We start from the raw sequence: 13851 nt of genomic DNA, 5'->3' as shown, positions 1-13851 counted from the left end.
GAGCGGTCGTCAACAAATCTGTCATGAGCACGCAACAGGCGAGGTCGGATACCGGACACCAGGCGGGGTGAACGCGCCACGTGCGGTGAAAAAGGCCGCCAGACTTGGCATGGACACTTCCTGTCAACACGCGTAGCTGCTACGACGGTTGAGGCAGAGATCCTGCTAAAGGGAGGTTCCATGAGACGTTCCCGATTTGTCGTCCTCGTGAGCTCGCTCCTCCTCGCCGTCGGCACCGCCCTCACCGGGGCAGCCACGGCGCAGGCGTCCTCACTCGCCCCAACCGGCGGCTATGTGGCCCTCGGTGACTCCTATTCATCCGGAGTCGGAGCCGGCAGCTACATCAGCTCCAGCGGCGACTGCAAGCGCAGCACGAAGGCCTACCCGTACCTCTGGGCCGCCGCCCACTCACCCTCCACCTTCGATTTCACGGCCTGTTCCGGCGCCCGAACGGGTGATGTTCTCTCCGGACAGCTCGGCCCGCTCTCCAGCGCCACCGCCCTCGTCTCCGTCAGCGTCGGCGGCAACGACGCCGGGTTCGCCGACGTCATGACGACCTGTGTGACCCAGTCCGACAGTGCCTGCCTGTCCCGCATCAACACCGCCCGCGCGTACGTCGACTCCACGCTGCCCGGCAAGCTCGACAGCGTGTACTCGGCGATCCGCTCCAAGGCGCCGAGCGCCCGGGTCGTCGTGCTCGGCTACCCCCGCTTCTACCAGCTCGGCACCACGTGCCTCGGGTTGTCCGAGGCCAAGCGCAAGGCCATCAACGACGCCTCCGACCACCTGAACACCGCGATCGGCAAGCGCGCCGCGAGCCACGGCTTCGTCTTCGGCGACGTCCGCTCCACCTTCACCGGCCACGAGATCTGCTCCGGCGACTCCTGGCTGCACAGCGTCAACTGGCTGAACATCGGCGAGTCCTACCACCCGAAGGCCCCCGGCCAGTCGGGCGGCTACCTGCCCGTGCTCACCGCCAACGACTGACCGCTCAGGAGGACCCGGACCCGCCGTCCGGGTCCTCCTCCGTGTCCGGCTCCGTGTCCGAAGGAGAAGGGGAGGCCCCGCCCGTCGGGGTCTCCGTCTCGCACGTGATCGAGAACGGCACCGACTCGGACGTCGTCCGCACCGGCTCCCGCACCTCGACGGCGATCTCGTTCTCGAACGTGCCGGACCGCGCCTCGGTCGTGACCGTCACGGCGTCCTGCTTCGTCCGGCCGCCGCCCTCGGGGAACGACGCCGTCTTCCAGCCCCCGTCCAGCACCGAGCCGTCCCGCGTCACCCAGCGGTAGCGCACCTCGGCCGGCAGCCGCCCCACCGTGAGCGTCGCCGTGAACCTCGGCGCCCGCGCGCCCGGCGGCGGGCACGGGCCCGTGTAGTGCGTGCGCGACCCCTCCAGCGCGACCCGCACCGACTGCGGCGGCGGACTGCTCCGCTCGCTCTCGCTCGGCGTCGGCGTCGGCGAAGGACTGGACTTCCCGCTCCCCGTGTTCCGCGGCGGGTCCTTCGTCCCGGCGGGCGTGCTCGCCTCCGCGCCCCGGTCGCCGTCCCCGCCCCCGTCGTTCAGCAGCGCGTAGGTCAGCCCGCCCACCGCGAGCGCCAGCGCGACCACGCCCGCGACCAGCACCCGGCCCGCCCGCCGGTCGCGCTCCTGCCGGGCGACCGGCGCCGTCCCGCCCGGGTCCGTGGCCGCCGGCTGTCCGGGGAAGGCCATCGGCGGGGTCGGGGAGGGCTCGGTGCGGGCTGCCGCGGCCGGCGGGTACGGGACCGCCCGAACGGTGTCCGCGCGGGGTGAGCCGCCCGCGCCGATCACCCGCAGCTCCTGCTCGGCCCGCTCGGCCGGCAGCCGCTGCTCCGGCTCCTTGCGCAACAGCCCCTCGATCACCGGAGCCAGCGGCCCGGCCCGGTACGGCGGCGGCAACTCCTCGTCCACGATCGCGCGCAGCGTGCTCAGGGGCGTGTCGTGGCGGAAGGGGGAGTGGCCCTCCACCGCCGCGTACAGCAGCACGCCGAGCGACCACAGATCGGACTCGGGGCCCGGCGTGCGCCCGAGCGCGCGCTCCGGGGCGAGGAACTCGGGCGAGCCGATCACCTCCCCGGTCATGGTCAGCGCGGAGCTGCCCTCCACCATGGCGATGCCGAAGTCGGTGAGCACGATCCGGCCGTCGTTGGCGATCAGCACGTTGGCCGGCTTCACGTCCCGGTGCAGCACCCCGGCCTCGTGCGCGGCCCGCAGCGCGGCCAGCACCTCGGCGCCGATGTGCGCGGCCCGCTGCGGTGACAGCGGTCCCTCGGCGTCCAGGACCTCGGCCAGGGACAGGCCGCGGACCAGCTCCATGACGACCCAGGGCCGGCCCTCGTCCGTCGCCACGTCGTACACCGTGACCACGTTCCGGTTGGTGACCCGGGCCGCCGCCCACGCCTCCCGCTCCAGCCGGGCGTACATTCGCTGGACGTCGTCGCCCCCGAGCCCGGCCGGGGCGCGCACCTCCTTGACGGCCACCTCGCGGTGCAGCAACGCGTCGCGGGCGCGCCAGACCGTGCCCATGCCGCCCTCGCCGAGCGGTGCCAGGAGCCGGTAGCGGCCCGCGATCACCCGCTCATGGCCCGGTTCTTCGGACACGGCGCCCCCATTCGCAGCCGGGCGGAATCTGTCTGAGGCCCGTATTCCCCAGGACGTCGGATTCCCTCACGAACGTAACTCAGCCCAGCGCGGATGCCGCCCCCTTGAACACGAGTCCGGCGCCGAGGACGACGACGGCGAAGGCCGAGCCCAGCGGGGCGGTCCGGCGCACCAGGGCCGCCAGCGGACCCGCCGTCCGGCGGGGGCGCCGGTCCAGGAGCCGGGTCATGCCGTTGCCGGCCTTGACGACGGCGTACCCGGCGGCCGTGAGGGTGAGGGCCAGGCCCACGCCGTAGGCCACGACGAGCAGCAGGCCGAACCAGGCCTGCCCGAGCGCGGCGGCACCGACCAGCACCACCACGGCCGAAGGGCTGGGCACGAGCCCGCCCGCGAAGCCCATGAGGATCGTGCCGCGCAGGGAGGGGGCGACGGGGTGGCTGTGGGTGACCCCGCCGTGGGTGTGCTCGACCGTGTGGGGGTGGGGGTGGCCGTGCGGGTGGGGGTGGCCGTGCGGGTCGGGGTGGTCGTGCGGGTGGGGGTGGTCGTGGTGGTGGTCGTGGCCGTGCTCGTGGGCCTCGTCGTGATGGTGATCGTCGTGCTCGTGCTCGTGCTCGTGCCCGTGGCCCGGGGCGTGCGCGTGGGTGTGCGTGCGGTTGCGCAGGGCGCGGCGGAGGAGGCTCGCGCCGGCCAGGGTCACCAGGATGCCGCTGGCGACGCCGAGCCAGGCGATCACCGACGGGGCCGCCGCCGAGCCCGCCGTGACGAGGAGGCCCAGGGCGACCACGCCGAGGGTGTGGGTGACCGTCACCGAGGCGGCCATGGGCCAGACGTCCTTCATCCGGGCCCGGCCGCCCCGGGCCGCAGCCGTCGCGGCCATGATGGTCTTGCCGTGGCCCGGGGCGAGCGCGTGCATCGCGCCGAGGACCACGGCGATGCCGAGGGCGAGCGCGGCGAAGCCCGTGGTGAGGTCGTGCCGGGCGACCAGTTCGTCCAGCGCGCGCGTCCAGCGGTCGGCGCCGCGCGGCAGCACCGAGGCGGCGGGGGCGTCCGGCTCCTCGTCGGCCAGGGCGGGTCCGCCCGGGCGGACCCGCAGCGCGGCGGCGGCCGTGTCGGCCGGGGAGGACAGCAACTCCTCGGGATAGCGGGTCAGTTCGCCCGAGACCGACGTCTCCGGCACGTCCGACGCGGCGAGCGTCACACGGTCGCCGCGGGCCGTGATCTCCCGCCAGCCCGGCCCGGACGAGGCGCCCGCGCCGCGGAAACCCAGCGACACGGACTCCCGGTCCCCGGGGAGGGGAGCGGTCAGCGCGCACTCCACCCGGAGGGTGTCGAGCCCCGCCTGACCGGGCCGCACGCGCGCGTGGCTGCGCTCGGCGGTCAGGGCGACCGCGCGGCCGTCGACGGTGACGCGGCTGTCCTCGGCGGCCGTGGCGCACCGCTCGCGGGCCCACGTCGCCATGCCGAGGCGCTCGATGTCCGGCTTCGCCTGGGTCGCCGGGATCTCGGCGAGGTCCTCGACGTGCCGGACCCGCAGTTCGCCGGGCGATGCGACCAGGCCGTCGTAGCGGTTGACGGTGAAGTTGCCCAGCGGGTGGGCGCTCGCCGTGGCGGCGGGCAGCAGGGTCAGCGCGCAGGCGGCCGTGAGGACGGCGGCGCCGGACGCGAACAGCCGGCGCACGGTCACCGGTTCCCCTCCAGGTCGTCGAGTGCGGTCCGGGCCTCGCGCGCGCCGAGGGGCGAGAAGCCGGGGTTCAGACCGAGCGCGGCCTTCAGGTGCTCGCGAGCCGCGCGCTCGTTCCCGGTGGCGCGCTCGATGATCCCGCGGTGGTACAGGAAGACCGCGTTGCGGTAGCCGGTGGCGGTGGCCCGGCGGGCGTACGGCAGGGCCTCCTCGTCGCGGCCGTTGACGTGCAGCGCCCAGGCGAGGGCGTCGGCGGTGTGCACGCTGTGGCGGCGGTCCCACTCGGCGCGGGCGGCGCGCAGGGCCGCCTCGCGGTCGCCGTGGTCGGCGGCGGCCAGGGCCGCGTCGAGGTCGGCGTTGACACCGCCCGCCCGGGCGAGGGACGTCCAGGCGTCCACGAGGGCGTACTGGTCACCGGCCCTGGCCCGGTCGCCGTCGCCGCCGCGGGCCTCGTACAGCTCGCCGAGCGCGACGAGCGGGCCGGGCAGCGGGGCGCGCGCGACGACCTGCTCCAGTCCCCGTACGGCGGCGGCCCGGTCGCCCCGCGCGGCCTCGGCGCGGGCGCGGCCCTCCAGGGCGGGGAGGTACGCGTCGTCGGCGGCGAGGGCGCGGGCGTAGTGGCCGAGGGCCGACGCGTACGCGCCCTGGTTCCAGGCCAGCTGGCCGAGTGCGGTGGCCACGTAGGCGACATCGGCGGGAGCGCTCGCGGCGTCCAGGGCGCGCTGGAGCACCTCGCGCGCCGTGCGGACGTCGCCTCGCAGTTCGTGCACGTACGCGTACCGCGTGAAGACCGGCACCCCGGGGCGCCGGTCGTCGGCGATCTCGGCGGCCTCGGCGGCGTCGTCGTAGCGGCCGAGTTCGACGAGCGCGTCGATACGGGTGCACAGAGCGCGTTCGTTGTAGGGGTTCTGCTTCAGGGCCCGGTCGGCGTGGGCCAGGGCACCGGGGAAGTCGTGCCGGGCGGCGGCGAGGGCGGCCCGGCCGGCGAGGGCCTGGTCGTTGCCGGGCCGGAGGGAGAGGGAGCGCTGGAGCGCGCGTTCGGCCTGCGGGTAGCGCGAGGGGTCGCCCTTGGTGCGGGCCTGCTCGACGTAGGCGACGCCGAGGGTGGCCCAGCTGCCGAAGTCCCGGGGCTGTGCGCGCAGGTGCCGCTGCAGGGAGGCGATGCCCGCGCCGAGATCGCCCCGGGCGAGATCGCCGGGCGACAGGGCCCCGGCGGCGGACACGGCGGCGACCCCGCCGCCCTCGCCCCCGCCGCCCCCGAAGGCCACGGCCCCACCGGTCAGCGCGACGGCCAGCAGCGCGGCACACCCGGCCAGATGAGCGGCCCGCCAGCGCCGCCCCCGGTCGGCGGCCCGCCGCACCACGGCCACGCGCCGTTTGGCGTCGGTGCCGGTGCCGGTGCCGGTGCCGGTGCCGGTGCTGTCGGTGGCGGCGGTGTCCTCGGTGTGAGGCGAGCCGGCATCGGTGCGGCGGGTGCGGGCAGCGCTGTCCGTGCGGCCGGTGCCGTCGGTGTCGGTCTCGGTGTCGACGGCGTCGGTGTCGGCGTCCGGCTGGTCGATGGCAGCACAACTCGGCGCGGCGGGGCAGGTGTCCGGGTCTGCCCCGGCCGTCTCCGTCCCCGCGTCACTCTCTGCCCCCGCGCCCCTCTCGGTCGTCCCCGCGTCCCTCTCGGCCCCCGCCTCCCCCTCCGCAGCCGGCGTCACGGCAGCCGCACCGCCGGCCCGTCCCGAGGGCCCCGGTGCGCCGTTCCCGGCCTCGGGGTCCGGCGACGGCGGCCGGTCGCCGGACCTGCCCGGTGTGCTGTCGGTCGTACGCGGAGGCATGACCTCTCCTCGGTCGGATGTGCGGGTGGGGATGCGGGAGGTGGCGGCGCGGCCCGTGCCGTGGGGGGCGGGGGACGTGCCGCGCCGGTCGGGGGCGGAACGGGGCGGTGCGGTCAGTACGCCCGGTTCCGCATGCGGCGCCACCACATCAGGGCCGCGCCGATCAGGACGATGCCGCCCGCCCCGGCGCCGGCGGACGCGGCGATCAGGCGCATGTCGTCCGAGCCCTGCGCACCGGCCGGCTGGAGCGCGTCGCCCAGCTGGCTGCGGACGTCGTTGCCACCGTCCACGCCCTTGGCGAGCGGACCGCGAGAGCCCTCCGTCGGCAGCGCGACGTACGGGAAGGACTCCTCGAACTCCTTGTCGTTCTTGTCGACCGCGTCACCCAGGTCGTTCTTCGCGCCCAGCAGCTCACCCTCGACGACCTGGAGCGAGGCGTCGATCACGTCGTCGGTGAGGCGGCGGCCGTTCGGGAAGCCCGCGGTGTCACCGTCCAGGACGCCCAGCCGCTTCGGCTCGGTGGCCGGCTTGACGGACGTGTTCAGGCGCAGCTGCTCCGACGGCGTCACGTGCGGCGGCTGGTTGAGGTCCTTGACACCCTTGAGGAAGACGTCGACCAGGTCGTTGCGCGGCTCGTCCGGGGCCGGGATCTTGTAGATCGCCTCGATGAGCTTCGGCAGCTCCGGGTTGGTGACGTTCTTCAGGAACCGGGCGTCGTCCCGGGGCGCGGACGCGTTGAACTTGTCCTTGTCCTTCAGCGGGTTGACGACCTCGTTCACCAGCGGGTTGCCGAGGCGCGAGACCTGCGAGAAGTAACCCCGCGCGTTCTTGCGCTGGGTCGTGGACCAGATGCCGACGACCGGCTGGTCGTGCGACTCGGTCAGGAAGCCGTTGGGGACCTGCAGGGCTATGGAGTTGACGTTGTAGCCCTTGAGGGTGTCGTTGCCGACCTCGGAGAGGTTCCCGCCGTACAGCAGGTCGAAGACCCGCAGATCCAGGAAGAACGGGTCGTCGGCCTGGCCCGCGAACGTCTGCGCGCCCCCGGCGAGCTTGTGCACCGCCTGCTTGCGCAGCGCGGCGTAGTCCGGCATCGACGCCTTGCCGACGTTCGACGGCGCCACCGGCACGTCGTCGGCGACCTTGGTCTTCGACACCGCCTTCAGATGGCGCAGCTTGATCAGTTCCAGGTCGTACGTCTGCGTGATGTTCAGGTCCGGATCGTCCAGGCTCTCGACGGGACCGGTGTTGTAGAGGAACGTCTTGTCGTTCTTCGTGTGCGTCTCGAACGTGTAGCGGAACAGCAGGTCTTCCTGCGCGTCCCCGTCGTTGTCGATGCGCAGGTCGTACTGCGCGTCCTCGGCGAAGGTGAAGAAGTTGGGGCCGCCGGCCGGTTCCTCGAAGGGGATCCAGTTGGCGATGATGGTCGTCGTGTCCGGCTTGTCCGGGCTGACGAACGCGTACACGTCCGTGTTGTCGTACTGCGGGGCCCCCGAGATCAGCGGGGCCTCCCGGTGACTGGAGGCGGAGGCCGCCTCAGGTTCCAGCGCGGTCACGCCGGCGGCCGCGAGCCCGCCGGCGGCCAGCGCACCACAGATCGCGGTCGCGATGCTCCCGCGTCCCGCACCGGTCCTGGAGATAGGTGTCATGCCGTCCGTCCTCCGTGCCAACTTGCCTGACACCCACCCTTCGGAGCGGCCGGCGAAGCGGATTGGTCGAATCTCAAACGTTCTTACGGCGCGCCTGAAAAGTTGTTTCATCGCCGGCGACCCGCGTTTTCGGCGCGCTGATCCGTAACCCCGTCCGGAGGTGTGTGCGTTGCGAATGCCTCGTGTGAGGGGACAGGCCCGGTGCGGCTTCGGAGAGGGGGACCGAGTGGAGGCGGACGAACTGCTGCTGCTCGTGGCGAGCGGGGACCAGAGGGCGTTCGAGGATCTGTACGGACTGGTGTCCGGCCCGGTGTTCGGGCTCGTACGGCGTGTGGTGCGCGACCCCGCCCAGTCGGAGGAGGTGGCTCAGGAGGTGCTGCTCGAACTGTGGCGGTCCGCCGCGAGGTTCGACCCGGGGCGCGGCAGCGCCATGTCCTGGATCCTCACCCTGGCCCATCGTCGCGCCGTCGACCGGGTGCGCAGCGCCCGCGCGGCCGGGGAGCGGGAGCAGCGCGAGGCACTGCGCGCCGGCCAGCCGGCCTTCGACCACGTCACCGAGGAGGTCGAGGCGGGACTGGAACGCGAGTGGGTGCGCCGCTGCCTGGACCGGCTCACGGTCCTGCAGCGCCAGTCCGTCACCCTCGCCTACTACGAGGGCTACACCTACCGTGAGGTGGCCGAGCAGCTCTCCCTGCCGCTCGGCACGGTCAAGACGCGGATGCGTGACGGGCTGACCCGGATGCGCGAGTGCCTGGGAGGCGTGGCATGAGCCTGTTCCGCCGCGAGGACCTGCACTCGCTCGCCGCGCCCTACGCGCTGGACGCTCTCGAACCGCCCGAGCGGGTCCGCTTCGAGAGGCATCTGAAAAACTGCGACCGCTGCGCCGCCGAGGTGCGCGCCCTGTCCGAGGACGCCGTCCGGCTCGCCTGGTCGACCGCCGCCCCGGCCCCGGCCGCGCTGCGCGACCGGGTGCTGGCCGCCGTCCGGACGACGCCGCAGGACCCCGCGCCGCAGGAGACGCCCGAGACGGCACGCGCGCGTGCGCCGCAGTTGCCGCCGCACGTGTGGGGCGCCCAGCCGCCGCCCCGGCAGCGGGCGCGGACCCGGATGCCGCTGTTCGTGCCCTTCGCCACGGCCACCGCCGCCGCGGCCCTCGTGGTCGCCTCGCTGTTCGCCGTGCAGGCGAACCGGACCCAGGACGAACTGGCCGCCGAGCGCGACCGGTCACGTGAGATCGCCCACGTTCTGGCAGCTCCGGACGCCCGTGCGAGCAGTGGACGCGACGGGCGCGGCCGCACGATCGGAGTGATCGCTTCCGCCACGGAGGGGAGTGCGGTGGTCACCCTCGGCGGATACGGCGCCCCGCCGGGCGGCCGAGTGCACCAGTTGTGGCTCATGCGCCCGGGCGCGCAACCGCGCTCCCTTGGCCTCTTCGAGGGCGACACGCCGCTGGTCGCGACGGGTCTCGGCACCTCCGCTACGTCACTGGCCGTGACCGTCGAACCCGCGGGCGGATCGCCGCGGCCCACTACGCAGCCGATCGTCCAACTCGCCCTGAAATCTGTCGGATTCGGAGAGTGACCGGGGATACATCGTCAACCCCCTTATGGGGAAGGTGAATCCTGTGACCGCGATACACGTGTGCCGGGACGGGGCGATAGGGTTAACCTGCCCGGGCCGGGTGGACTCGTACGGGTGGGGAGTGACATGGAACAGATAACAGTGCGCAGCAGGGCCAGGGTCCCTGCGATCACCTGCGGGAGCAGCGCGACCAGTTCGCGCCTCGACCGCCACCTCGCGGTGCTCGGCGGCCCTGCCGTCCCGCAGCGGGAGACGGTCGAGGCCACCTCGTTGATGCGTGAACTGACCGCGCGTCAGCCGCACGACCGCAGTGGCAGGGGCGCGCGCGTGCGTCGCGTCTCGCTCTTCGCGCCGCTGCGCCGGCTGCGCCGTTCGCTCTTCGGCAGCAGGTAGGGGTCCGCGCTCGGGCGGTCGCACCGCCCCCGGCGCACGCTGCGCACTCGTCGTCCGTCATCCCCGCGGCACGCAGCGGCGCCCGGTGTGTTCCCGAGCGCGGTACGCCCCCGGTCGGTGTCCCGACCCACCCGGCAGTGACCGGGGGCTCCGCGCGGCCCCGGTGTCCGAACCGTCCGCTCACCGATCGCCGTGCGCGTACCGCCGCACGGCCGGCGGCACGAACACCCCGAGCAACACGGCACACCCCATCACGGCAGTTGACCCCATGGACGTCGGAGCGCGGCCTGGCCGAACAGGGCAGCACCATGCTCCTGGACGGCCTCACCGCGTTCGTCGCCCGGTAGCGGGACGACCGGGGCTAGAGCAGCGCCAGCTGCCCCTCGGGGCCTTCCTCCGGGCCGGCCAGGACCGAGGCGGGGCGGCGGGCCGTCGCCGGTACGGGGAGCACGCCCGCCGCGCGCAGCTCCGCCGCCGTGATCGGGTCGGGCACCGAGGACTCCTCCAGGGGCCGCAGATCGGACAGCAGGGCCAGGACCGTGATCAGCTCCAGGAGTTCCGACGTCCACACCTGCGGCCAGGTCGCCGGGCGGATCGCCGCCAGCGTGCCCGGCTCGGGGGCGGTGACGCGGGCCGCGAACCACTGCTCGAGGACGCGCACGCCGCCCACCTCGTAGTCCCAGGCCTCCGGCGGCACCGGGGAGATGCGGCCCTCGTCCAGCAGCAGGGCCTCCTCGTCCCGGTCGTAGCGCACGGCCACGGGCCGGGACGGCAGTGGGGCGCGGACGTACGGGCGGCGGCCGCCGGGGAGTCTCGGGCGCTCACCGTCGCGGCGCATCAGCCACAGCAGCCGGTGTCCGTGCTCCAGGCCCCGCTCCCACGCCTCGGCGTCCCCGGTGAGCGGGACGGTGCGGTCGGGGCGGGCCGTGGCCGTGATCCAGGCCAGGACGTCGAGCGGCGCGGGGGTGCCGCCCAGGCGCCCGGACAGGTGCTCCAGCAGACCCGGGGCCAGGTTCGGCTCCAGGCCGCCGGGGCGGCGGAACAGCGGACGCACGCGGCCGGGGCGGAGCAGGGGGAGCAGCGAGGTGGCCAGGAGGGTCTCCGGCGCTTCCACCAGGAAGACCTGCCGCTCGTCCGACACCCGCCACAGCTCCGGGCGGGCCGCGTCGATCAGCCGCTGGTCGGGGATGAGCCACTGCTCGTCGAAGGGCGCGTACAGCACCCGCACCGGCTCCGGGCACGGGCCCGAGGCGCGGACCAGCTTCTCGGTGCCGCTGTCCGCCCGGCCGGGCAGCTGACCGACCGCGCTGTGCAGCGTGCGCGAGCGGCTCGGCTCGAACAGGGCCTCGCGGTCGGGGCCCTCGGCCTTCACCAGGGCGTCCCAGCGGGCCTTCAGGGACGCCGCGTCGGGCGCCGCCGGCCAGCCCCGGCCGAGCCGCGGCGGTGCGACGGACCACGGCATGAGGTCCGCCAGCAGCGGAGCGTCGTCGTGCGTCACGCCCCGCATCGTACGACGTGTCCCGGGCTCCCCAGGGGCGCGGGGAAGCCCGCTCGCGGGCCCGCGGCGCTCAGGTGGCCTCCAGGGTCACCGTGAAGGAGAACCGGTCACCGCGGTAGTGGATGACGGCCACGTCCAAGGGGCGCCCCTCGGCGTCGTACGTGACGCCCGTGTAGTGCAGGATCGGGCTCAGCAGGGGCACGTGCAGCAGCCGGGCCGTCTCCGGATCGGCCAGCCGCGCCTCGACCGTGTCCGTGATGCGGCTGATGTCCACCCCCACCACGTCCCGCAGCACCTTGGTCATCGGCCACCGGGCCAGATCGTCCAGGTCGATCCGCGCGGCCAGTTCGGGACGCACGTAGTTGCGGGCGTGGTTGGTCGGCTCACCGGTCTTCTCGTCGCTGCGCAGCCGGTGGTACGTCGCCACCTCCGCCACCTGCGGGAAGAACTCGGCGAGTTCACCCGGCACGGGGGCGGTGCCGTGGTCCAGCAGCCGGGTCGTCATGCCGGACTGCTGGGCCACGATCGCGTCCACCGAGCCGAGCAGCCGCACCGGCGCTCCCCGGCGCGCGTCCGGCTCGATGAACGTGCCCCGCCGCCGGTGGCGCGAGATCAGCCCCTCGTCCTCCAGCTCCTTCAGCGCCTGCCGCATGGTCAGCACGCTCACCCCGTAGTGCCCGGCCAGCTGCTCCTCCGTGGGCAGCCGCAGCGGGTCCTGGGGCGAGCGGCCGAGGATCGAGGCGCGCAGCGACTGCGACACCTGGTACCACAGCGGCAGCTTGCGGTTCAGGACGATCGAGTCCGGGGCGAAGGAGGTCACGGGCCATCCGTACCGTCAGGAAATGATCAGTGCAAGGGGCGGAAGTGCCGCTGGAGGCCCTGCCACACGTCGTCGTAGCGCTGCTGGAGGTGCTCGGCCCGGGCCGCGTGCGGCGTGAGGGTCACCGGCCAGCGGGTCTCGAACATGAAGGCCAGGCCGTCGTCGATCTTCTGCGGCTTCAGCTCGGCGGCGCTCGCCCGGTCGAAGGTCTCCCGGTCCGGGCCGTGCGCCGACATCATGTTGTGCAGCGAGCCGCCGCCCGGCACGAAGCCTTCTGCCTTGGCGTCGTAGGCGCCCTCGATCAGGCCCATGTACTCGCTCATCACGTTCCGGTGGAAGTACGGCGGACGGAAGGTGTCCTCGCCCACGAGCCAGCGCGGCGCGAACACCACGAAGTCGACTCCGGCCAGGCCCGGGGTGTCCGACGGGGAGGTCAGCACCGTGAAGATCGACGGGTCCGGGTGGTCGTAGGTGATGGAGCCGATCACATTGAACCGGCGCAGGTCGTAGACGTAGGGCACATGGTTGCCGTGCCAGGCCACGACATCGAGCGGGGAGTGGTCGTAGGTGGCGGTCCACAGGTTGCCGCAGAACTTGTTCACCACCTCCACGGGGCCCTCGACGTCCTCGTAGGCGGCGACCGGTGCCTGGAAGTCCCGGGGGTTGGCGAGGCCGTTGGCGCCGATCGGACCCAGGTCGGGCAGCCGGAAGGGCGCGCCGTAGTTCTCGCACACATAACCGCGGGCGGACTCGTCGAGCAGCTCCACACGGAAACGGACCCCACGCGGGATCAGCGCCACATGTCCGGGCTCCACATGGAGCAGCCCGAACTCCGTGCGCAGCAGCAGTCCGCCGCGCTCCGGGACGATCAGCAGCTCGCCGTCGGAGTCGCTGAACACCCGCTCCATGGAGGCGTTGGCGGAGTAGAGGTGGATGGCGATGCCGGTGCGCTGGGTGGCGTCGCCGTTGCCGCCGAGCGTCCACAGGCCCGCGAGGAAGTCCGTCTCGGGTGCCGGATCGGGCAGGGGGTTCCAGCGCAGGCGGTTGGGGTCGGGCACGGTCTGGGTGAAGGGGGCCGTGCGGAGTGTGCCGTTGTGGGTCCGGGTGAACGCCGGGTGCGCCGCCGACGGGCGGATCCGGTACAGCCAGGAACGGCGGTTGTTCGCCCGCGGCTCGGTGAAGGCCGTGCCGCTCAGCTGTTCCGCGTACAGCCCGAGCGGCGCCCGCTGGGGCGAGTTGCGGCCCTCGGGCAGTGCGCCCGGGACGGCCTCGGAGCTGTGCTCGTTGCCGAAGCCGGAGAGATAGGTCAGCCCTTCGGCGGTCTTCCGCGCGTCCGCGCCCATGTTCGCTGCTCCTTGCGGTCCGATTCCTATGCAACACCGTAGGATTGCGTTTTCCCCGGCGCAAGAGGGACGCGGCCCTCCTCTCGGCGGATGACCCGAACCCGACTTGAGGACGATCCGCCGTGCCGGACGTGTGTTCTAGGCTCCCCGCCATGTCGTGGACACGTAGACCCCTCGCCGTGCTCGCGGTCTGTGTCCTCTCCCTGGCCGGATCAGCGGGCTGCGGCTCCAGCGACGCGCCGGAAGGAGGTGCGTCGCCCTCACCGGTGGGCAGGCTCCTGGAGGGCCGGGACAAGGAGGGGCGGCCCTATCGCGAGGTGGAGCGCGACGGCGCCCCCGACGTCGGCGTCGAGGTGCAGCCCGACGCGGACGGCGGCTGGGACGTGCGCCTGACCGTGCGCAACTTCCGCTTCTCGCCGGCCGGGTCGCCGGCAAGGGCGGTG

At 73.7% G+C, this 13851-nt stretch carries 11 protein-coding genes and 1 pseudogene; 5 read left to right on the top strand and 7 right to left on the bottom strand.

Annotation, left to right across the window (positions count from 1 at the left end):
* Window positions 1–180: 180 nt before the first annotated feature.
* Entirely contained in the window at window positions 181–987 is an 807-nt protein-coding gene (locus RIN80_RS12965; protein ID WP_309095730.1) for an SGNH/GDSL hydrolase family protein, read from the top strand.
* A gap of 4 nt (window positions 988–991) precedes the next feature.
* On the opposite strand, the gene RIN80_RS12960 is transcribed toward RIN80_RS12965, so the two are convergent.
* The 4 genes from RIN80_RS12960 to RIN80_RS12945 form a co-directional block, all read right to left on the bottom strand.
* A complete protein-coding gene (locus tag RIN80_RS12960; RefSeq protein ID WP_309095729.1) occupies window positions 992–2623 on the bottom strand; it encodes a serine/threonine-protein kinase in 1632 nt (543 codons plus the stop codon).
* Between the two features lie 79 nt (window positions 2624–2702).
* Window positions 2703–4307, bottom strand: coding sequence for a nickel transporter (locus RIN80_RS12955; protein ID WP_309095728.1), 1605 nt, complete (start codon window positions 4305–4307; stop codon window positions 2703–2705).
* Window positions 4304–6127, bottom strand: a complete 1824-nt coding sequence (locus tag RIN80_RS12950; protein WP_309095727.1) for a tetratricopeptide repeat protein — start codon at window positions 6125–6127, stop codon at window positions 4304–4306. Before RIN80_RS12950 ends, RIN80_RS12955 begins: the two co-directional genes overlap by 4 nt.
* Window positions 6128–6240: 113 nt before the next feature.
* On the bottom strand, window positions 6241–7773 hold the full coding sequence (locus RIN80_RS12945) for a DUF4331 domain-containing protein (RefSeq protein ID WP_309095726.1): 1533 nt from the start codon (window positions 7771–7773) through the stop codon (window positions 6241–6243).
* Between the two features lie 226 nt (window positions 7774–7999).
* On the opposite strand from RIN80_RS12945, the gene RIN80_RS12940 reads away from it, so the two are divergent.
* From RIN80_RS12940 to RIN80_RS12930, 3 genes are all read left to right on the top strand, one after another.
* Window positions 8000–8542, top strand: a complete 543-nt coding sequence (locus tag RIN80_RS12940; protein ID WP_309095725.1) for a sigma-70 family RNA polymerase sigma factor — start codon at window positions 8000–8002, stop codon at window positions 8540–8542.
* Window positions 8539–9354, top strand: coding sequence for an anti-sigma factor (locus tag RIN80_RS12935; RefSeq protein ID WP_309095724.1), 816 nt, complete (start codon window positions 8539–8541; stop codon window positions 9352–9354). Before RIN80_RS12940 ends, RIN80_RS12935 begins: the two co-directional genes overlap by 4 nt.
* A gap of 126 nt (window positions 9355–9480) precedes the next feature.
* Complete coding sequence (locus RIN80_RS12930; protein WP_309095723.1) at window positions 9481–9747, top strand: hypothetical protein; 267 nt, start codon at window positions 9481–9483, stop codon at window positions 9745–9747.
* 361 nt (window positions 9748–10108) lie between these two features.
* Here RIN80_RS12930 and RIN80_RS12925 read toward each other — a convergent pair whose 3' ends face one another.
* From RIN80_RS12925 to hmgA, 3 genes are all read right to left on the bottom strand, one after another.
* Window positions 10109–11254 (bottom strand): type ISP restriction/modification enzyme, encoded by a 1146-nt coding sequence (locus RIN80_RS12925; RefSeq protein WP_309095722.1) that lies wholly within the window; start codon window positions 11252–11254, stop codon window positions 10109–10111.
* 61 nt (window positions 11255–11315) lie between these two features.
* The gene (locus RIN80_RS12920; RefSeq protein WP_309095721.1) at window positions 11316–12065 is read right to left on the bottom strand and encodes a GntR family transcriptional regulator; all 750 of its coding nucleotides are present in this window, start codon (window positions 12063–12065) and stop codon (window positions 11316–11318) included.
* A 26-nt stretch (window positions 12066–12091) separates the two neighbouring features.
* Complete coding sequence (gene hmgA / locus RIN80_RS12915; protein ID WP_309095720.1) at window positions 12092–13408, bottom strand: homogentisate 1,2-dioxygenase; 1317 nt, start codon at window positions 13406–13408, stop codon at window positions 12092–12094.
* Window positions 13409–13560: 152 nt separating this feature from the next.
* On the opposite strand from hmgA, the pseudogene RIN80_RS12910 reads away from it, so the two are divergent.
* A pseudogene (locus tag RIN80_RS12910) lies at window positions 13561–13851 on the top strand (hypothetical protein); the annotation flags it as partial.

The organism is Streptomyces sp., from assembly GCF_031181705.1.
Taxonomy (GTDB): domain Bacteria; phylum Actinomycetota; class Actinomycetes; order Streptomycetales; family Streptomycetaceae; genus Streptomyces.
Note: the sequence above shows the minus strand (reverse complement) of the source record. Positions and strands in the feature narration are given on the sequence as shown.

What these genes read in the sequence shown, in the direction of transcription:
- RIN80_RS12945 (WP_309095726.1), bottom strand. Translation starts at nt 7,773, where the DNA reads ATGACACCTATCTCCAGGACCGGTGCGGGACGCGGGAGCATCGCGACC.
- RIN80_RS12965 (WP_309095730.1), top strand. Translation starts at nt 181, where the DNA reads ATGAGACGTTCCCGATTTGTCGTCCTCGTGAGCTCGCTCCTCCTCGCC.
- RIN80_RS12930 (WP_309095723.1), top strand. Translation starts at nt 9,481, where the DNA reads ATGGAACAGATAACAGTGCGCAGCAGGGCCAGGGTCCCTGCGATCACC.
- RIN80_RS12950 (WP_309095727.1), bottom strand. Translation starts at nt 6,127, where the DNA reads ATGCCTCCGCGTACGACCGACAGCACACCGGGCAGGTCCGGCGACCGG.
- hmgA (WP_309095720.1), bottom strand. Translation starts at nt 13,408, where the DNA reads ATGGGCGCGGACGCGCGGAAGACCGCCGAAGGGCTGACCTATCTCTCC.
- RIN80_RS12935 (WP_309095724.1), top strand. Translation starts at nt 8,539, where the DNA reads ATGAGCCTGTTCCGCCGCGAGGACCTGCACTCGCTCGCCGCGCCCTAC.
- RIN80_RS12925 (WP_309095722.1), bottom strand. Translation starts at nt 11,254, where the DNA reads ATGCGGGGCGTGACGCACGACGACGCTCCGCTGCTGGCGGACCTCATG.